Raw genomic sequence first — 18,812 nt, forward strand, 5'->3', positions numbered from 1 at the left:
GGCGCGGGGGGTTAACCCTTGGGTATGCCTGAGCATTTTACTCAATTATTAAGAAGCTTGCTGGGCGCGCTCCCGGGCGCCCAGCGCTGGCGCGCCGAAGCGCCGCTATCTGACGGTCAGACGCGGCCGCGCGGCGTCGGTTTGGCGCTGTCCAGAGGCACCAGATTGTCGTGCACGACGGCACCGAAAGCCTGCTCGCGCAGCTGCGCCAACTGATCGCGCACCCGAGCCGCTTTCTCGAACTCGAGGTTGCGGGCATGCTCCAGCATCTGGCGCTCCAGTTGAGCAATGCGCTTGCCCAGATCCTTCTCGGACAGCTCCTCGACCGCAGCCGCCTGCACCAGCTTGTCGTCATCGCGGCCGGGCTTGTCCGAGTAGACGCCCTCGATCAGCTCCTTGATGCGCTTGTTCAGCCCGCGTGGCGTGATGCCATTGGCCTCGTTGAAGGCGATCTGCTTGGCACGCCGACGCTCGGTCTCGTCGATGGCCTTGCGCATCGAGTCGGTGATGCGGTCGCCGTAGAGGATGGCCTTGCCATTGAGGTTGCGCGCGGCCCGGCCTATGGTCTGGATCAGGCTGCGCTCGGCACGCAGAAAGCCTTCTTTGTCAGCGTCCAGAATGGCCACCAACGAGACCTCGGGAATGTCCAGGCCTTCGCGCAGCAGGTTGATGCCCACCAGCACATCGAAGGCCCCCAGGCGCAGATCGCGCAGGATCTCGACCCGTTCCACCGTGTCCACATCGGAATGCAGATAGCGCACCTTGACGCCGTTGTCGCTCAGATAGTCGGTCAGCTGTTCGGCCATGCGCTTGGTCAGCGTGGTGATCAGCACCCGCTCATTGACCTCGACGCGCAGCCGGATCTCGCCCAGCACATCGTCGACCTGGTGGGTGGCCGGCCTCACCTCGATGATGGGATCGACCAGGCCGGTAGGCCGCACCAGCTGCTCGACGACCTGGCCGGCGTTCTCCTTCTCGTAAGCGGCCGGCGTGGCCGAGACGAACACCGCCTGGCGCATCTTGCGCTCGAACTCATCGAACTTCAGCGGCCGGTTGTCCATCGCCGAGGGCAGCCGGAAGCCGTACTCGACCAAGGTGGTCTTGCGCGCCCGGTCGCCGTTGTACATGCCGCCGAACTGGCCGATCAGCACATGGCTCTCGTCCAGGAACATCAGCGCATCGGGCGGCAGGTAGTCGACCAGGGTCGGTGGCGGCGAGCCGGGCTCGGCACCGGACAGATGGCGGGTGTAGTTCTCGATGCCCTTGCAGTGGCCCACCTCCTGCAGCATCTCCAGGTCGAAACGGGTGCGCTGCTCGATGCGCTGCGCCTCGACCAGCTTGCCGTCCTTCACGAAATGGGCGACGCGGTCGCGCAGCTCCTGCTTGATGCCGTCCATCGCCGCCAGCACGCGTTCGCGCGGCGTCACATAGTGACTGCTCGGGTAGACGGTGAAGCGAGGGATCTTCTGGCGGATCTTGCCGGTCAGCGGGTCGAAGAGCTGCAGGGTCTCGACCTCGTCGTCAAAGAGCTCGATGCGCAGCGCCAGCTCCGAATGCTCGGCCGGAAACACATCGATGGTGTCGCCGCGCACGCGGAAGTGCCCGCGCGTGAACTCCATCTCGTTGCGCGTGTACTGCATCCGTATCAGCTGGGCGATCACATCGCGCTGGTCCATCTTGTCGCCGCTGCGCAGCGTCATCACCATCTGGTGGTAGTCGGCCGGGTTGCCGATGCCGTAGATGGCCGAGACCGAGGCGACAATCACGACATCGCGACGCTCCAGCAGGCTCTTGGTGCAGGACAGGCGCAGCTGCTCGATGTGCTCGTTGATCGCGCTGTCCTTCTCGATGAAGAGATCGCGCTGCGGCACATAGGCCTCGGGCTGGTAGTAGTCGTAGTAGCTGACGAAATACTCGACCGCGTTCTTCGGGAAGAACTCGCGGAACTCGCTGTAGAGCTGGGCCGCCAGCGTCTTGTTGGGCGCGAAGATGATGGCCGGCCGGCCCAGCCGGGCGATCACATTGGCCATCGTGAAGGTCTTGCCCGAGCCGGTCACGCCCAGCAGGGTCTGGAAGCTCAGGCCATCATTGATGCCCTCGCAGAGCTGGGCGATGGCCGTGGGCTGATCACCGGCCGGCGCAAAGGGCTGGAAGAGCTGGAAGGGCGAGCCTTCGAAAGACACGAATTCGCCCTTCGGCTCCTCGCTAGGGCTTTCGGGGTTCTCAATGGCGACGGGGGCAGATTGCATCGGGGTTTCCCAGGACTCGGGCCGCAAGCCCTCTAGAATTCACGGGCTTGCGCATCATCAACAGCCCGACAGGGTAGCGCAGGCGCCGTTCGATTGTTCGAACGCTCTTGCCACCGTCATGTCAGGAAAGCCGTCCATGTCCTTGTTTGCCGCCGTCGAAATGGCCCCCCGCGACCCCATCCTGGGTCTGAACGAGCAGTTCAACGCCGATACCAATCCCGCCAAGGTGAATCTGGGGGTCGGCGTCTACTACGACGAGAACGGCAAGCTGCCCCTGCTGAAGTGCGTGGCCCAGGCCGAGGCCGCGATGCAGGCCGATCCGAAGGCACGCGGTTATCTGCCGATCGACGGCATCGCCGCCTATGACAAGGCCGTGCAAGGCCTGGTGTTCGGTTCTGAGAGCGCCATCCTGGCGGCCAAGCGTGTGGCCACCGTGCAGGCCATCGGCGGCACCGGCGGCCTGAAGATAGGCGCCGACTTCCTGAAGCGCCTGAACCCCGGCGCCACCGTGCTGATCTCCGACCCCAGCTGGGAAAACCACCGCGCGCTGTTCACCAACGCCGGCTTCCCGGTTCAGACCTATCCCTATTACGACGCCGCCAAGCTGGGCATCAATTTCGACGGCATGCTGGCCGCGCTGAACGGCGCCAGCGCCGGCACCGTGGTCGTGCTGCACGCCTGCTGCCACAACCCGACCGGCTATGACCTGAGCCCCGCCCAATGGGAGCAGGTGGTCGCCACCGTCAAGGCACGTGGCCTGGTCGCCTTCCTGGACATGGCCTACCAGGGCTTCGGCGAAGGCATTGCCGAGGACGGCGCGGTGATCCAGCAATTTCTCGCCGCCAATCTGGACTTCTTCGTCTCGACCAGTTTCTCGAAGAGCTTCTCGCTCTACGGCGAGCGCGTCGGCGCGCTGAGCGTGGTCTGCGCCTCGGCCGAGGAGACCGCCAAGGTGCTGAGCCAGCTGAAGATCGTGATCCGCACCAACTATTCCAACCCGCCAACCCATGGCGCCCAGGTGGTTGCGAACGTGTTGTCGACCCCGGCACTGCGCGCGCTCTGGGAAGAGGAGCTGGCCGGCATGCGCCTGCGCATCCGGGCGATGCGCCAGGCGCTGGTCAGCGCGCTGCAAGCGGCCGGCGTGAGCCAGGACCTGAGCTTCGTGACCCGCCAGAAAGGCATGTTCAGCTATTCCGGCCTGAATGCCGCGCAAATGCAGCGACTGCGCAGCGAGTTCGGCATTTATGGTGTCGATTCGGGCCGCATCTGCGTGGCCGCGCTGAACGAGAAAAACCTGCCGGCTGTCGCGCAGGCGATGGCGGCGGTGCTGCGCGGCTGACAATCTGCCCGCTGGAACGAGTGGGCTTGCGCAGTTTTAACGGCTTTGCCACCTGGCAAGCCGCATAATGCTGCACTGCACCATTTGTTTTGCAGTACTGTCACCCCACAAAGCTACCGAGGTCCTCCATGCTGTATCAGCTCTACGAAACCCAGCGCGCGCTGATGAGTCCTTTTGCGGAGTTCGCGGGCGCCTCGGCCAAGCTCTACAGCCATCCGCTCTCGCCCTTCGCCCACGGCCCGATGGCCCATCGGGTCTCGGCCGGGCTGGATCTGATGCACCGGCTGGCCAAGGACTACGAGAAGCCCGAGTTCGGGATTCGCGGCGTCGAGGTCGACGGGATCGAGGTGGCGGTGCAGGAGCTGGTGCCGGTCGAGCTGCCCTTTTGCCGGCTGCTGCGCTTCAAGCGCTACACCGATGATCTGGCCGTGCTGGCCAAGATGAAGGACCAGCCCACCGTGCTGGTGGTGGCGCCGCTGTCGGGCCACCACAGCACCCTGCTGCGCGACACCGTGCGCCAGCTGCTGAAGGACCACAAGGTCTTCATCACCGACTGGACCGATGCGCGCATGGTGCCGCTGGACCAGGGCGCCTTCCATCTGGACGACTACATCGCCTATGTGCAGCAGTTCATCCGTCATATCGGCGCGGCCGAGTGCCATGTGATCTCGGTCTGCCAGCCCACCGTGCCGGTGCTGGCCGCAATCTCGCTGATGGCGTCGAATGGCGAGACCACGCCGCGCAGCATGACCATGATGGGCGGCCCGATCGACGCCCGCAAGAGCCCCACGGCCGTCAACAATCTGGCGATGAACCGCAGCTTCAGCTGGTTCGAGACCAATGTGATCTACCGGGTACCGACCAACTTCCCGGGTGCGCAGCGCGCGGTCTACCCCGGTTTTCTGCAGCACACCGGCTTTGTCGCGATGAATCCGGACCGGCATCTGAGCTCGCATTACGACTATTTCCTCGACCTGGTGCGCGGCGACGACGACAGCGCCGAGTCGCACCGCCAGTTCTACGACGAGTACAACGCGGTGCTGGACATGCCGGCCGAGTACTACCTGGACACCATCAAGACCGTGTTCCAGGACTTCGCCCTGGTCAACGGCACCTGGGAGGTCAAGGGCCAGCTGGTGCGCCCACAGGACATCCAGGGCACGGCCCTGCTGACCATCGAAGGCGAACTCGATGACATCTCGGGCGCCGGCCAGACCCGTGCCGCGCATGAGCTGTGCTCGGGCATCGCCCCCGAGCACCAGTACCACTATGACGCGATCGGCGCCGGCCACTACGGCATCTTCTCGGGTCGCCGCTGGCGCGAGAAGGTCTACCCCGAGGTGCGCGACTTCATCCTCAAGTACGAGCACCCGGTGACCGCGCCTGCACGCAAGACAACACGGAGCAAGAAGTCCGCTTGAGCGTCTTGGCCCCGACCGCCGATCTGGTCGCCCGCATCGACGCGGCGCTGCCGCAGACCCAGTGCACGCGCTGCGGCTATCCGGACTGCCTGAGCTATGCCCAGGCCGTCGCGGCCGGCGCGGCCGGCATCAACCAGTGTCCGCCCGGAGGTGCCGAGGGCGTCGCGCGCCTGGCCGCCCTCACCGGCCGGCCCGCGCTGCCGCTGAGCGCCGAGCATGGTGTCGAGGGCCCGCGCCAGTTGGCGGTGATCGACGAGAACTGGTGCATAGGCTGCACGCTGTGCATCAAGGCCTGCCCGGTCGACTGCATCGTCGGCGCGCCCAAGGCCATGCATCTGATCATCAACGAGCAATGCACCGGCTGCGAGCTGTGCGTGCCGGCCTGCCCGGTCGACTGCATCTCGCTGCTCAATGTCAGCGGCGAGCGGACCGGCTGGCAAGCCTGGAGCGCACCCCAGGCCGACGAAGCCCTGCAGCGCTACCGCTTCCATCAGCAGCGCCTGCCCCGCGCCCGGCAGGAGAACGAGGCCCGGCTGCAGGCCAAGGCCGAGGCCAAGCTCGCCAATCTGGCCGAGGCCAGCAAGCTCACGGACCCGGCCGCGCTGGACCGCAAGCGCAGCATGATAGAAGCCGCGCTGGCGCGTGCCCGGGCCCAGCGCGATTGAGATCCAGGCCCTCGGGCATACGCCATGAACAAGCAAGACATCGCCGCCTTCTTCGCCATCCTGAAGGCGGCCAACCCTTCGCCGCAGACCGAGCTCGAATACAGCAGCGTGTTCGAGCTGCTGGCCGCCGTGCTGCTGTCGGCCCAGGCCACCGATGTCGGCGTCAACAAGGCCACGCGCCGGCTCTATCCGGTCGCCAACACGCCGGCCAAGATCCTCGCACTGGGTGAGGACGGCCTTGCCGGCTACATCCGCACCATCGGCCTGTACCGCACCAAGGCCAAGAATCTCTACAAGACCTGCCAGATCCTGATCGAGCAGCATGGCGGCCAGGTGCCGCGCTCGCGCGAGGCGCTCGAAGCCCTGCCCGGCGTCGGCCGCAAGACCGCCAATGTGGTGCTCAATGTCGCCTTCGGCGAGCCGACGATGGCGGTGGACACGCATATCTTCCGGCTCGGCAACCGCACCGGCCTGGCGCCGGGCAAAAACGTGCTGGAGGTCGAGCAGGGTCTGCTCAAACGCATCCCGGCCGAGTACCTGGTCGACGCCCATCACTGGCTGATCCTGCATGGCCGCTATGTCTGCCAGGCCCGCAAGCCCTTGTGCGGCCAATGCCAGGTGCGGCCCTTCTGCGATCTGGGCCGCGCGCTGGGGCCCTCTACAATCGGTGCCAATCCCGCCCCATGATTCACTTAGGAAGCCATGCCTAGCATCACCGATCTTCTCGACCGGGTAGAGCGCCTGCTGCTGCGCCATGATGAGTTGAAGCGCACCAACGCCCTGCTGCAGGAGCAGGTGCAAAGCCTGGGCCAGGAGCGCGACAGCCTGCGCTCCCGCCTCGGCGCGGCGCGGCTGCGCATTGATGCGCTGCTGGAGCGGCTGCCTGTCGAGAGTGAGTCCGGAAAGAACAAGTCATGAAGCAAATGGAAGTCACCATCATGGGCCAGAGCTATTTGCTCGGCTGCCCCGAGGGTGGAGAAGCGACGCTGAGCCGTGCGGTCAGCCAGGTAGACCGCGAGATGAGCGCGATCCGTGATGCCGGCAAGGTCAAGGCGCGCGAGCGCATTGCCGTGCTGGCCGCGCTGAACCTGGCCTACCAGCTCGCCGATGGCCCGGCCGCCGCCACGCCGGCACGCGCCGACGAGAGCCAGACCGCCCCCGAACTCGAAGCGCTGATTCGCCGTCTCGATGAAGCCCTTGGCCACGACGGCCAATTGCTTTGAGCGCATAGAATGCGATGGTCCATCGTGTTCGCGTGAGTCTTATATTTCCTTGACCGATGCTCTATGAGCAAGGGCTTGGAACATCGCCCGGTTGGTGTGATCGTCTCGCGTCAGATGAACCCGAAGCTTGGCTGACCTCGCCCACCTGAATCCCCGGGTTCAGGAATGCGGCTCACGGCTCGCGGTGGACACCTTACACAAGCACGGGCCCGCTCCACACCTTGAACTACTGGTTGATGAAGTCCGAGCCGGACGAGTGCTCGATCGACGATCTCGCTGCCGCACCTGACCACACCGTGCCCTGGATCGGTGTGCGCAACTACCAGGCCCGCAACTTCATGCGCGATGCGATGCGGGTGGGCGATGGTGTGCTGTTCTATCACTCCTCGTGTCCGCAGCCTGGCATCGCCGGCCTGGCAGAGGTGGCCAGCCCCGCCTACCCGGACGCCAGCCAGTTCGACCCGGCCAGCCCCTACTTCGATGCCAAATCCAAGCTCGAGGCGCCACGCTGGCTGCATGTCGATGTGCGCTTGCTGCGCAAGACGCGGCTGCTGAGTCTGGCCGAGATGCGCGCCGAGCCGGACCTGGCCCAGATGCGCACGCTGCAAAGCGGCAACCGTCTTTCCATCACCCCGGTCACGGCCGCGGAATGGACCCTGATCCTGAAACTCCTGGCCTGAGTACCGATGACCTTCGACCCCGTTTTGCTGATCGAATTGCTGATACTGGGCCTGTGCTCGGGCTTTCTGGCCGGCCTGCTGGGCATAGGCGGCGGCATGCTGATGGTGCCCATCCTGACCTGGATGCTGTCCAAGCAAGGGGTCAGCGCCGATATGGCCGTCAAGATGGCGATCGCCACCTCGATGGCCACCATCATGTTCACCTCGATCTCCAGCGTGCGCGCCCATCACAAACGCGGCGCGGTGCGCTGGGATCTGGTGCGCGGCCTGGCGCCCGGCATCCTGATCGGCGGCCTGATCGCCGGCGCCGGCATCTTCGCGCTGCTCAAGGGTGCCTGGCTGGCGCTGTTCTTTGCCGGCTTCGTCAGCTTCTCTGCCTTCCAGATGCTGCTGAACAAGAAGCCGGCGCCGAGCCGCCAGATGCCCGGCACGGCCGGCCAGATCGGCGCCGGCGCCGGCATCGGCATGCTGTCGGGCCTGGTCGGCGCGGGCGGCGGCTTTGTCTCGGTGCCTTTCATGACCTGGTGCAATGTGGCGATGCACAACGCGGTGGCCACCAGTGCCGCCTTGGGCTTCCCGATAGCGCTGGCCAACACCCTGGGCTATGTGGTCGGCGGCTGGCATCTGGCGCCGGCACTGCCGGGTGCGGTCGGCTATCTCTTCATGCCAGCCCTGCTTGTGATCGCTGCGGCCAGCGTGACGATGGCGCCGCTCGGTGCGCGCGCCGCCCATGCGATGAATGTGGCCCAGCTGAAGCGGGCCTTCGCGATGCTGCTCTTCGTGTTGGCCGCTTATATGCTCTACAAGGGCCTAAGCTAGGGCGCCAAAGGGAATCGGCGCCAGCACCACCTGGTTGCCGCCGCGGCGCAGCGCTTCCTGCACCGCAGTCTCGCTGGCCGCGACCAGCTCTTCCTGCTTGGACGCGGTGTGCGGGAAGCTCGCCACCCCCATCGACAGCGACAGTCCCAGGTCCTGGCCATTGAGCACCACGATCTGGGCGGTGCATTGGCGGCGCAGCTGCTCCATGCGGGCATGGGCCGTCGCCAGACCGACGCCGGACAAGAGCACCGCGAAAGTCTGCTCGCCAACGCGGCAGGCCGCATCCATCGCCCGGGTATTGGCCCGCAGCATGCGGCCCAGCCCCTCGAGCATACGCTGGTGCGCCTCGTCGCCGAGTGCCTGCACGGCGGCCGGCGCCGGATCCAGTGCGATCAGCACCAGCGCGAACTCGCGGTGCTCCCGGGTCGACAAATCGATCTCGCGCAGCAGCTGGTCATCGAACTGGGCCCGCAGATACAGGCCCGAGACCTCATCGCGGCCGCTGCCGGCCTGCATCTCGCGGCGGATCTGCTCCAGCGCCTTCTGCTGCTGCTCGATCTGGTTCAGTGCGCGCTGCAAATGGGTCTCGCGATGGCGCTCCTCGGTACGCTCCGACCACATCGAGATCAGGTACTCGGCACCCAGCGGCATGCGGGTGACGGCAAACTCGCGCCGCCGCCCACCCAGCTCCAGCCGATGCTCGCTGACCACCACCGAGCGTTGAGCCATCACGGTCTGCTCGACCCTGCGCATCGCCACCACCTCGTCGGCCCGCATCAGATCGCTGTCGCCGCTGCCGACGATGCTGCTGTCATGGCGCTCGAACAGCGCATTGATACCGACGCTGGCATAGACATAGCGCCCGGTGGCCAGCGATTTGACCGCCATGAAGGAGCCCAACGGCTCGACCAGACCCAGCAGACCGGCCGCGACTTCGGTATCGGCCAGTTGCAGGCTGGCAAGCCATTGACCGAAGCCGCTGACTTGTGGCGAGGCACCGGGGTGCGGGGCGGCTGAGGTGTCCATGAAATCCTGGCAAATCTGGCAATAGGCGCGCTGTCCGGCGGGGACATGGCACCGAGGCTGATGGGGCAATGTAGAGGGCCACAGCAGCTGCGGGCAAGTGCGGGACACCCCCCTGTTTGCTGAGCCCCCCCTAGCTTGAAGGGAGTGATGGTAGCGAAGAACCTCGGCCCTCGAATGAAGAGCGGCGCTTTTCATGCTGGCTCACTCGGGCAATGGCCCAAAAAGAGGAGTGGCCCGGCAAAACTACAATCCGTCGCTTGCGGCCATCGCGGCCGACCCGCCCTTCCCTGCCTCAGTGCTCGCATGCAAACTTTTGATCTCGTCGTGGTCGGCGCCGGTGCGGCCGGCCTTTTTTGTGCGGGCATTGCCGGCCAGCGTGGGCTGAAGGTCCTGCTGATCGACCACGCACCACGCCTGGCCGAAAAGATCCGCATCTCGGGCGGCGGTCGCTGCAACTTCACCAACCGGGAGGCGACGCCGGCCAACTTCCTGTCGGAGAACCCGGCCTTCTGCCGCTCGGCGCTGGCCCGCTACACGCCGCAGGACTTCATCGCCCTGGTCAACAAGCATGGCATCGCCTTCCATGAGAAGCACAAGGGCCAGCTGTTCTGCGACCAGTCCAGCGAGCAGATCATCCAGATGCTGGTGCAGGAATGCGAGGCTGGCGGCGTCGAGCGCCGCCAGCCCTGCACGGTGGCCGATATCAGAACGGTCGATGGCGGCGGCTTCGAGCTCGACACCAGCGCTGGAACGCTGCGCAGCGCCAAGCTGGTCGTGGCCAGTGGTGGACTGTCCATTCCCAAGATCGGCGCCAGCGACTGGGGCCTGCGTCTGGCCAAGAAGCTGGGCCATGCCATCGTCGAGCCGCGCCCCGCCCTCGTGCCGCTGACCTTCGATGCCCAGGAGTGGGCGCCGTTTGCCGATCTGTCCGGCCTGTCGCTGCCAGTAGTGGTCTCCACCGGCGCCGGCAAGCAGCGCGGCCGCTTCGTCGAGGATCTGCTGTTCACGCACCGCGGCCTCAGCGGCCCGGCCGTTCTGCAGATCTCCAGCTACTGGCTGGAGGGTCAGGCCCTGCAGATCGATCTGGCGCCCGAACGCGATCTGGCCGAGGCCCTGCGCAGCGCCAAGAGCGGCTCACGCCGCCAGCTGGGCAATGAGCTGACCGAGCTGTTTCCGGCTCGCCTGGCCCAAGCCTGGCTGGCGCGCCTCGGGATGGAGGCAAGCCGGCCGATCGCCGAATGCAAGGACAAGGACTTGCAGCAACTCGCCAGCCAGTTGCAGGCCTGGCAGCTCAAGCCTGACGGCAGCGAGGGCTGGCGCAAGGCCGAGGTGATGCGCGGCGGCGTCGACACCCGCGAACTGAGCTCGCAGACCCTGGAGAGCAAGCGCGTGCCGGGCCTGTTCTTCATCGGTGAGGTGGTCGATGTGACCGGCTGGTTGGGGGGCTACAACTTCCAGTGGGCCTGGGCCAGCGCGGCGGCCTGTGCCCGCTCGCTCGAGCCCTCGGTGGCGGCCCCGGCAGTGATTTCCGCCTGAACTCTCGCCAAGCCTTGAAATCCTGGCTATAATCGCGGTCTTTGCTAGCAAACCCTGCGCGTCGATTCGGAAGCAGAATCCGGATTCTTCTGCTTCAGGCTCTGCATTCAGTGCCGCCTACGGGCAGCACCAATAACGAGTCTGGCGAACACCGAGCGCATATTAAGGAACCATAGTTTCATGACCACCATTCGCGTCAAAGAGAACGAGCCTTTCGATGTGGCACTGCGCCGTTTCAAGCGCACCATCGAAAAACTGGGCCTGCTGACCGACTTGCGCGCCCGCGAGTTCTACGAGAAGCCCACTGCCGAGCGCAAGCGCAAGAAGGCTGCCGCCGTCAAGCGCCACTACAAGCGCGTGCGCAGCATGCAGCTGCCCAAGAAGCTGTACTGAGCATCCCCGTGCTCCGTCGTGGGCTGCCCCGAACCTAGTGTTCATGGCCGACCCTCGGAACAAAGCCCGCACAGGACGCTGCTGCGGGCTTTTTCTATTTCTGCGACGCTTATGCCCGTCACACCAAAGGAATTGATATGAGCTTGAAAGACCGGATCACCGAAGACATGAAGGCCGCGATGCGCGCCAAGGAAGCCGACAAGCTGACGACCATCCGCATGCTGCTGGCGGCCGTCAAGCAAAAAGAGGTCGACGAGCGCGTGGTGGTCGACGATGTGGCCCTTGTGGCCATCGTCGACAAGCTGATCAAGCAGCGCAAGGACTCGCTGAGCCAGTTCACCGCCGCCGGCCGCATGGACCTGGCCGACAAGGAAGCCGCCGAGCTGACCGTGCTGGAGGCCTATCTGCCGCAGCGCCTGTCGGCCGACGAGATCCAGGCCGCCGTCAATGCCATCGTCGCCGAGTTGGGCGCCAAGGGCCCAGGCGATATGGGCAAGGTGATGGGTGCGGTCAAGGCCCAGCTGGCCGGCAAGGCCGATATGGGCCTGGTGTCGGCCGCGGTCAAGCAGGCACTGAGCCAGTAAGGAGCCCATGATGAGCCTGCCCATGCAAGCGCTGAGCCCCGATTTCTGCGTGGCCCCGCAGCTGGAACCGGCCGCGATGGCCGAGGCCGCTGCGGCCGGTTTTCGCAGCGTGATCAACAACCGTCCCGACTTCGAAGGCGGGCCAGATCAACCGACCAGCGCCCAGGTCGAAGCGGCCGCGCGCGCTGCTGGCCTGGAGTACCGCCACCTGCCGGTCAGCGGTGCTTACCAGTCCCCCGAAGAGATCGAGCAATTCAAGCAGCTGATCGACAGCCTGCCCCGCCCCATCCTCGCCTTCTGCCGTTCGGGTGCGCGTTCGAGCAAGCTATACACAGCGGCCCGTCAAGGCTATTGATAGAACTACGTACCGGGGGAAACACTCCGGCCTCGCTGCTTTGTCTCCTCCTAGAATGCCCGGGGCCGCGCTGCCGGGGCCTGCGGCTATGCCGTGCATTCAAAGGATAGAGGAGTCAACGTGCAGTTCTTACTGGGCCTGTCCAAGGCCATAGACCGGTTCAGCGACATGCTGGGCCATACGATCCGCTGGCTGGTGCTGGCCGCCGTGCTGATCAGCGCCGGCAATGCCATCATGCGCAAGGCCTTCAACATCGGCTCGAATGCCTATCTGGAGATCCAGTGGTATTTGTTCGCCGGTGTGTTCATGCTGGGCGTGGGCTATGTGTTCATGAAGAACGCCCATGTGCGCATCGACTTCATCTCCTCCAAGCTGTCCAAGCGTACCAACGCCATCATCGACATCCTGGGCATCCTGATCTTCATCGCGCCCTTGAGCGTGATCATGATCGAGCTGTCCTGGCCGCTGTTCCAGCGCGCCTGGGAGTCGGGCGAGATGAGCCAGAACGCCGGCGGCCTGATCCGCTGGCCGGTGCTGCTGCTGATCCCGGCCGGCTTCGCCATCCTGCTGCTGCAATGCACGTCCGAGCTGATCAAGCGCATAGCCTTCCTGACCGGCCATCGTGCCGAGCCTTTCTCGGTCGAACACGAGAAGAGTGACGAAGAATTGTTGGCCGAAGAACTGGCCGCCGCTGCTGAGCGCAAGGCCCGAGGAGCCAACTGATGATCGAGTTCCTGACTCAGAACTTTGTCCCGCTGATGTTTGCGGGCCTGTTCTTCTTCCTGCTGACCGGCATCCCGGTCGCCTTCGGCCTGGCCGCCACCGGACTGCTGTTCGGCTTTGTCGGCATGGAGGTGGGCCTGTTCGGCTCCAATCTGTTCCAGGCCCTGCCGCTGCGGGTGTTCGGCATCATGCAGAACGACACCCTGCTGGCCATCCCCTTCTTCACCTTCATGGGCATCATCCTCGAGCGCTCCGGCATGGCCGAGGACCTGCTCGAGACGGTGGGCCAGGTGTTCGGCCCGCTGCGCGGCGGTCTGGCCGTGGCGGTGATACTGGTCGGCGCACTGCTCGCCGCCACCACCGGCGTGGTGGCCGCAGCCGTGATCTCGATGGGCCTGATCTCGCTGCCCATCATGCTGCGCTACGGCTACAACCGCACCATCGCCACCGGCACCATCACCGCCTCGGGCACGCTGGCCCAGGCGATCCCGCCCTCGCTGGTGCTGATCGTGCTGGCCGACCAGATGGGTCGCTCGGTCGGCGATATGTATGCCGGCGCCTTGGTGCCCGGCCTGCTGCTGGTGGGCCTGTACCTGCTCTTCATTGCCGGTGTGGCCATCGTCAAGCCGAGCTGGGTGCCTGCCCTGCCCCCCGAGGCCCGCATCTACCGCGAGACCAATGGCGCCAGCGGCCACAAATCGCTGCTCGTGCTGCTGCTGGTCTGCGCCGCTGCCGGCTGGCTCTGGGCGCAGAACCACGAGGCCATCATCAACCCGCTGCTGCAGCGCCAGATGCCGGCACCGGGCGATGAGGTGCTGATCCTGTCGATGACCATTGCGGCCTTCCTGGCCCTGCTCCTGGCCGGCATCAACAAGGTCTTCAAGCTGGGCCTGCTGTCGCGTCTGGCCGGTCAGGTCACCTTTGTGCTGATCCCGCCGCTGGTGCTGATCTTTCTGGTGCTGGGCACGATCTTCCTGGGCGTGGCCACGCCCACCGAGGGCGGCGCCATGGGTGCCGTCGGCGCCCTGATCATGGCGGTCAGCCGTGGCCGACTGGGCCTGGGCCTGATGAAGCAGGCGCTGGACAACACCGCGCGCCTGTCCTGCTTTGTGCTGTTCATCCTGATCGGCTCCACCGTCTTCAGCTTCACCTTCAACGCCGCCGACGGCCATATCTGGGTCGAGCATCTGTTCGCGGCCCTGCCCGGCGGCGCGCTGGGCTTTCTGATCGTCGTGAACCTGCTGGTCTTCGTGCTGGGTATGTTCATCGACTTCTTCGAGATCGCCTTCATCGTCGTGCCCATCCTGGTGCCGGTGGCCGAGAAGATCCTGCCCGCCCTGGTGCCGGGCGTGCCACCCGATATGGTGATGGTCTGGTTCGGCGTGATCCTGGCGATGAATCTGCAGACCTCCTTCCTGACCCCGCCCTTCGGCTTTGCGCTGTTCTATCTGCGCAGCGTCGCGGCCAAGAAGGACTACAAGGACCGCATCACCAATGAAACCATCCCGGCGGTCAGCACGGCACAGATCTACAAGGGCTCGATCGCCTTCATCGTGCTGCAGCTGATCATGGTGGCGGTGATCGTCGCCTACCCGGGCCTGGTGACCGGCGGCATGGACAACAGCGCCAAGGTCGATCCGAACTCGGTGGAAATCGAGTTCCAGCCCGATACCAATGCGGACGACACCGAGATGGACGCCAGCAAGCTGTTCGGCGAGCCGGCCAGCGCGCCCGCCAGCCAGCCCTGAACCTGCGGCCGCAAGGCCTGCCAAGCCCAACAAGCCGCCCCGGTCGCAAGCCGGGGCGGCTTTTTCATAAGTGCAAGAAAAACCCGCCGGGATCTGCATCCCGGCGGGTTCGGTGGCCTGGCGGCCGATCAGAGCTTTTGCTGCTGCATGAAGTCGTCGAAGCCGGCCTCGGCAAAGCGGAACCACAGGTTCTGCTCGCTGCGGAACTTGGCGTAGTCCTCGTAGACCTTCTTCCAGTTCGGATTCTTGGCCGACAACTCGCTGTAGACCGCCATCGACTCCTTGAACGCTGCGTCCATCACATCCTTGGGGAAGCGCTGCAGCTTGGTGCCTGCGGCCACCAGCTGGCGCAAAGCGGCCGGGTTGCGTGCGTCGTACTTGGCCTGCATCTCGGTGTGGGCGTAGGCGGCCGCGCACTCGACGATGGACTTGTACTCGGCCGACAGACCCTCGTAGGCCTTGGTGTTGATATAGAGGTCCAGCTGCGGGCCGCCCTCCCACCAGCCGGGATAGTAGTAATGCGGCGCCACCTTGTTGAAGCCCAGCTTCTGGTCGTCGTAGGGGCCGACCCATTCGGTCGCATCGATCGTGCCCTTCTCCAGCGCCTGGTAGATTTCTCCGCCGGGGATGTTCTGCGGCACGCCACCCAGACGCTCCAGCACCTTGCCGGCAAAGCCGCCGATGCGCATCTTCAGGCCCTTGATATCGGCCACCGACTTGATCTCCTTGCGATACCAGCCGCCCATCTGCGCGCCGGTATTGCCCATCGGGAAGCTGATGATGTTGTACTTGGCGTAGAACTCGCGCATCAGCTTCAGGCCATTGCCCTCGTACTGCCAGGCCGTCATCTGGCGGCTGTTCAGGCCGAAGGGAATCGCGCAGCCCAGCGCAAAGGTCTCGTCCTTGCCAAAGAAGTAGTAGGGCGCCGTGTGCGCCATCTCCACCGTCGCGTTCTGCACCCCGTCGACCACGCCGAAGGCCGGCATCAGCTCACCGCCGGCATGCACCGAGATCTCGAACTTGCCGCCGGACATCTCCTTGACCTTGCGGGCAAACACCTCGGCCGCACCGTAGATGGTGTCCAGGGCCTTGGGGAAGCTCGAAGCCAGGCGCCAGCGGATCTGCGCCTGCGCTTGCACCACGGCCGGAGCAGCCCCAGCCGCCAACACCCCAGCCAGACCGGCATGGCCCACGAATGAACGTCTTTTCATCAATAGTCTCCTGTTATTGACTCACACAGCATGTGCTGATTGATTCTATTTGTGCGCCTTGCGCCCCGGCGGCAGGGGGAACCCGAGGCTTGCACAACTGGGACGAAAAAAAGCCCCGCACAAGGCGGGGCCGTGGAGCCATGCGGGGTCAGCGTCAGAACTTCTGTGCCTGCATGAAGTCATCGAAGCCAGCTTCGGCAAAGCGGAACCACAGGGTCTGCTCGCGGCGGAAGTTGGCGTAGTCGGTGTAGACCTTCTTCCAGTTCGGATTCTTGGCCGACAGATCGCTGTACAGCGCCATCGATTCCTTGAAGGCCAGGTCCAGCACGTCTTTCGGGAAACGCTGCAGCTTGGTGCCGGCGGCCACCAGCTGGCGCAGCGCGCCCGGGTTGCGGCCGTCGTACTTGGCCTGCATGTCCACATGGGCGTGCGAGGAAGCCGCCTCGATGATGGCCTTGTACTCGGGCGACAGCGCGTCGTAGGCCTTGTTGTTGATGAAGAAGTCGATCTGCGGACCGCCCTCCCACCAGCCGGGGTAGTAGTAGAACGGCGCCACCTTGTGGAAGCCCAGCTTCTGGTCGTCGTAAGGGCCGACCCACTCGGCCGCGTCGATCGTGCCCTTCTCCAGCGCCTGGTAGAGCTCACCGCCGGGGATATTCTGCGGCACGCCGCCCATGCGCTCGATCACCTTGCCGGCAAAGCCGCCGACGCGGAACTTCAGACCCTTCAGATCGGCGGTCGACTTGATCTCCTTGCGGTACCAGCCGGCCATCTGCGCACCGGTGTTGCCGCCGGGGAAGTTGACGATGTTGTAGTTGCGATAGAACTCGCGCATCAGCTTCAGGCCGTTGCCCTCATACATCCAGGCCGTCATCTGGCGTGAATTGAGGCCGAAGGGGATCGCGCCGCCGATGGCGAAGGTCTCGTCCTTGCCGAAGAAGTAGTAGGGCACGGTGTGCGCCATCTCGACCGTGCCGTTCTGCACGCCGTCGACCACACCGAAGGCCGGCATCAGCTCGCCGCCCGAATGCACCGAGATCTGGAACTTGCCGCCGGTCATGTCGCTGACCTGCTTGGCAAACACCTCGGCACCGCCGTAAATGGTGTCCAGCGACTTCGGGAAGCTGGAGGCCAGGCGCCAGCGGATATTCGCCTGCGCCTGCACGAAAGCGGGCGCGGTGCCCGCCGCCAACACACCGGCCAGACCGGCCTGCTTGACAAAGGAACGACGTTCCATCTTGAACTCCTCAGTGGTGGGCGCAGCCATTGCGCCGACTGTTTTATAGCGGCAGTCCCGGCCTGCGGCCGGTCTTGTCCCCGATGCCCGGCAGCGCTGCGGGAGCGCTGCAATGCAACGGACCATTGCACCACGACGCGGCTTTCAGAAAGCTGACGCCGTGCGTACTCATGACACCCAATGCGCGCTCAGCGCACAAGCCGTTCAGCTGCCCGCCAGCTTCATCCGGGCAATCAGCACCGAGCCTATGGTCTTGCTGCCGACCGTGTAGGCATCGGTGCCGACGCCGACGATCTGCCGGAACATCTCGGGCAGATGGCCGGCAATCGTCACCTCATGCACCGGGTAGGCGATCTCGCCGTTCTCGACCCAGTAGCCGCTGGCGCCGCGCGAATAGTCGCCGGTCACATAGTTGACGCCCTGCCCCATCAGCTCGGTGACGAAGAGGCCACGGCCCATGCGGCGCAGCATGGTCCGCAGGTCGTCGCCCGGCGCTGTCCAGCGGCTGGTGAGGCGCAGATTGTGCGAGCCGCCGGCATGGCCGGTGGTGCGCAGGCCCAGCTTGCGCGCCGAATAGGTGGACAGGAAATAGCCCTGCAGCACGCCGGCCTCGACGACCTGGCGCGGCCGCGTGATCACGCCCTCGTCGTCAAACGGCGAGCTGCCCTTGCCCTTCAGCTCATGCGGGTCCTCGCTGACGTCCAGGTGCTCGGCCAGCACCGGCTTGCCCAGGCTGTCGAGCAGAAAGCTGGCCTTGCGGTACAGCGCACCGCCGCTGGTGGCCTGCACCAGCGCGCCCAGCAGACCGGCCGCCACCGTGCTCTCGAACAGCACCGGCACCTCGGCCGTCTTGACCTTGCGCGACTTCAGGCGCGACAGCGCGCGCTCGGCGGCATAACGCCCCACGGCCTCGGGTGCGGCCAGCTCGGCGGCATCGCGCATCGAGCTGTACCAGGAGTCGCGCTGCATGCCGGCGCCGCGACCGGCGATCGGCGCCACCGAGAGCGAGTGCCGCGAGCTGGCATAGCCGCCGCGAAAGCCGCGGCTGTTGCCGGAGAAGAAATGCGACTGCTGGGCCGACACGGCCGCGCCCTCGGAATTGGTGATGCGCTTGTCGGTACTCAGCGCGGCAGCCTCGCAGCGCATCGCCAGCGCAGCTGCGCCCTCGGCATCGATGGCCCAGGGGTGGAACAGGTCCAGTTCGGGACGGGCCGTGGCGTCCAGGGACAGGTCTTGCTCGTCGGGCAGGCCGGCCACCGGGTCTTCGGCGGTGAAGCGGGCGATGTCGAAGGCCGCGCGCACCGTGTCCTGCAGTGCCTTGGCCGAGAAGTCCGAGGTACTGGCATTGCCGCGGCGCTGGCCCACATAGACCGAGATGCCCAGCGACTTGTCGCGGTTGCGCTCGACATTCTCCAGCTCGCCCTTGCGCACCGAGACCGACAGGCCGCAGCCCTCGGAGACCTCGGCGCCGGCGTCGCTGGCGCCCAGGCGCTTGGCCTCGGCCAGCACCTCGTCGACCAGCTCGCGGAAACGTTCCTGGCTGTAAGCGAAGCCGGCTTCGGCGGTGGGGACGGGGGCGTGGGTGGGCTTGGGCATGGAGGGG

Annotated in this window: 19 protein-coding genes and 1 other RNA gene; 15 read left to right on the forward strand and 5 right to left on the reverse strand. The window is 65.4% G+C overall.

Annotated elements, in window-relative coordinates; genetic code table 11:
• Nucleotides 1–116: 116 nt before the first annotated feature.
• Nucleotides 117–2,249, reverse strand: coding sequence for an excinuclease ABC subunit UvrB (uvrB, locus tag O5M90_RS03640; RefSeq protein ID WP_137943547.1), 2,133 nt, complete (start codon nucleotides 2,247–2,249; stop codon nucleotides 117–119).
• A 136-nt stretch (nucleotides 2,250–2,385) separates the two neighbouring features.
• Here uvrB and O5M90_RS03645 point away from each other — a divergent pair, with 136 nt between their 5' ends.
• The 9 genes from O5M90_RS03645 to O5M90_RS03685 all read left to right on the forward strand — a co-directional run bounded on the left by O5M90_RS03645 (nucleotide 2,386) and on the right by O5M90_RS03685 (nucleotide 8,396).
• On the forward strand, nucleotides 2,386–3,588 hold the full coding sequence (locus O5M90_RS03645; protein WP_269841412.1) for an amino acid aminotransferase: 1,203 nt from the start codon (nucleotides 2,386–2,388) through the stop codon (nucleotides 3,586–3,588).
• 128 nt (nucleotides 3,589–3,716) lie between these two features.
• A complete protein-coding gene (locus O5M90_RS03650) occupies nucleotides 3,717–5,009 on the forward strand; it encodes a polyhydroxyalkanoate depolymerase (RefSeq protein ID WP_269841411.1) in 1,293 nt (430 codons plus the stop codon).
• Complete coding sequence (rsxB, locus tag O5M90_RS03655) at nucleotides 5,006–5,674, forward strand: electron transport complex subunit RsxB (RefSeq protein ID WP_269841410.1); 669 nt, start codon at nucleotides 5,006–5,008, stop codon at nucleotides 5,672–5,674. Before O5M90_RS03650 ends, rsxB begins: the two co-directional genes overlap by 4 nt.
• Nucleotides 5,675–5,698: 24 nt before the next feature.
• On the forward strand, nucleotides 5,699–6,361 hold the full coding sequence (gene nth / locus O5M90_RS03660) for an endonuclease III (protein WP_269841409.1): 663 nt from the start codon (nucleotides 5,699–5,701) through the stop codon (nucleotides 6,359–6,361).
• Nucleotides 6,362–6,376: 15 nt separating this feature from the next.
• Nucleotides 6,377–6,592 (forward strand): cell division protein ZapB, encoded by a 216-nt coding sequence (gene zapB, locus O5M90_RS03665; protein WP_137943552.1) that lies wholly within the window; start codon nucleotides 6,377–6,379, stop codon nucleotides 6,590–6,592.
• A complete protein-coding gene (locus O5M90_RS03670; protein WP_137943553.1) occupies nucleotides 6,589–6,897 on the forward strand; it encodes a cell division protein ZapA in 309 nt (102 codons plus the stop codon). Before zapB ends, O5M90_RS03670 begins: the two co-directional genes overlap by 4 nt.
• Before the next feature lie 15 nt (nucleotides 6,898–6,912).
• A non-coding RNA gene (gene ssrS, locus O5M90_RS03675) (6S RNA) lies at nucleotides 6,913–7,090 on the forward strand.
• Between the two features lie 28 nt (nucleotides 7,091–7,118).
• Nucleotides 7,119–7,577 (forward strand): EVE domain-containing protein, encoded by a 459-nt coding sequence (locus O5M90_RS03680; protein ID WP_269841408.1) that lies wholly within the window; start codon nucleotides 7,119–7,121, stop codon nucleotides 7,575–7,577.
• A gap of 6 nt (nucleotides 7,578–7,583) precedes the next feature.
• Nucleotides 7,584–8,396 (forward strand): sulfite exporter TauE/SafE family protein, encoded by an 813-nt coding sequence (locus O5M90_RS03685; RefSeq protein ID WP_269841407.1) that lies wholly within the window; start codon nucleotides 7,584–7,586, stop codon nucleotides 8,394–8,396.
• Here the strand turns inward: O5M90_RS03685 and O5M90_RS03690 are convergent.
• Nucleotides 8,388–9,422, reverse strand: coding sequence for a GGDEF domain-containing protein (locus tag O5M90_RS03690; RefSeq protein WP_269841406.1), 1,035 nt, complete (start codon nucleotides 9,420–9,422; stop codon nucleotides 8,388–8,390). The genes O5M90_RS03685 and O5M90_RS03690 overlap by 9 nt on opposite strands.
• A 303-nt stretch (nucleotides 9,423–9,725) precedes the next feature.
• Between O5M90_RS03690 and O5M90_RS03695 the strand changes: the two genes are divergently transcribed.
• From O5M90_RS03695 to O5M90_RS03720, 6 genes are all read left to right on the forward strand, one after another.
• Nucleotides 9,726–10,958 (forward strand): NAD(P)/FAD-dependent oxidoreductase, encoded by a 1,233-nt coding sequence (locus O5M90_RS03695; protein ID WP_269841405.1) that lies wholly within the window; start codon nucleotides 9,726–9,728, stop codon nucleotides 10,956–10,958.
• 180 nt (nucleotides 10,959–11,138) lie between these two features.
• Nucleotides 11,139–11,351 (forward strand): 30S ribosomal protein S21, encoded by a 213-nt coding sequence (gene rpsU, locus O5M90_RS03700; RefSeq protein ID WP_007833691.1) that lies wholly within the window; start codon nucleotides 11,139–11,141, stop codon nucleotides 11,349–11,351.
• A gap of 137 nt (nucleotides 11,352–11,488) precedes the next feature.
• Nucleotides 11,489–11,935 carry a GatB/YqeY domain-containing protein gene (locus tag O5M90_RS03705; RefSeq protein WP_269841404.1) on the forward strand — a complete coding sequence of 149 codons (447 nt, stop codon included), beginning with the start codon at nucleotides 11,489–11,491 and terminating at the stop codon, nucleotides 11,933–11,935.
• A 10-nt stretch (nucleotides 11,936–11,945) separates the two neighbouring features.
• Complete coding sequence (locus O5M90_RS03710; protein WP_137943559.1) at nucleotides 11,946–12,290, forward strand: TIGR01244 family sulfur transferase; 345 nt, start codon at nucleotides 11,946–11,948, stop codon at nucleotides 12,288–12,290.
• 120 nt (nucleotides 12,291–12,410) lie between these two features.
• Nucleotides 12,411–13,013 carry a TRAP transporter small permease subunit gene (locus tag O5M90_RS03715; protein WP_269841403.1) on the forward strand — a complete coding sequence of 201 codons (603 nt, stop codon included), beginning with the start codon at nucleotides 12,411–12,413 and terminating at the stop codon, nucleotides 13,011–13,013.
• Nucleotides 13,013–14,761, forward strand: coding sequence for a TRAP transporter large permease (locus O5M90_RS03720; protein ID WP_269841402.1), 1,749 nt, complete (start codon nucleotides 13,013–13,015; stop codon nucleotides 14,759–14,761). Before O5M90_RS03715 ends, O5M90_RS03720 begins: the two co-directional genes overlap by 1 nt.
• A 128-nt stretch (nucleotides 14,762–14,889) precedes the next feature.
• On the opposite strand, the gene O5M90_RS03725 is transcribed toward O5M90_RS03720, so the two are convergent.
• From O5M90_RS03725 to pmbA, 3 genes are all read right to left on the reverse strand, one after another.
• Nucleotides 14,890–15,972, reverse strand: coding sequence for a TRAP transporter substrate-binding protein (locus O5M90_RS03725; protein WP_262972779.1), 1,083 nt, complete (start codon nucleotides 15,970–15,972; stop codon nucleotides 14,890–14,892).
• Nucleotides 15,973–16,126: 154 nt separating this feature from the next.
• Nucleotides 16,127–17,209 carry a TRAP transporter substrate-binding protein gene (locus O5M90_RS03730; RefSeq protein WP_137943563.1) on the reverse strand — a complete coding sequence of 361 codons (1,083 nt, stop codon included), beginning with the start codon at nucleotides 17,207–17,209 and terminating at the stop codon, nucleotides 16,127–16,129.
• Nucleotides 17,210–17,413: 204 nt separating this feature from the next.
• The gene (pmbA, locus tag O5M90_RS03735) at nucleotides 17,414–18,805 is read right to left on the reverse strand and encodes a metalloprotease PmbA (RefSeq protein ID WP_269841401.1); all 1,392 of its coding nucleotides are present in this window, start codon (nucleotides 18,803–18,805) and stop codon (nucleotides 17,414–17,416) included.
• Nucleotides 18,806–18,812: the final 7 nt, after the last annotated feature.

The organism is Paucibacter sp. M5-1 (assembly GCF_027498415.2).
Classification (GTDB): Bacteria; Pseudomonadota; Gammaproteobacteria; order Burkholderiales; family Burkholderiaceae_C; genus Roseateles_E.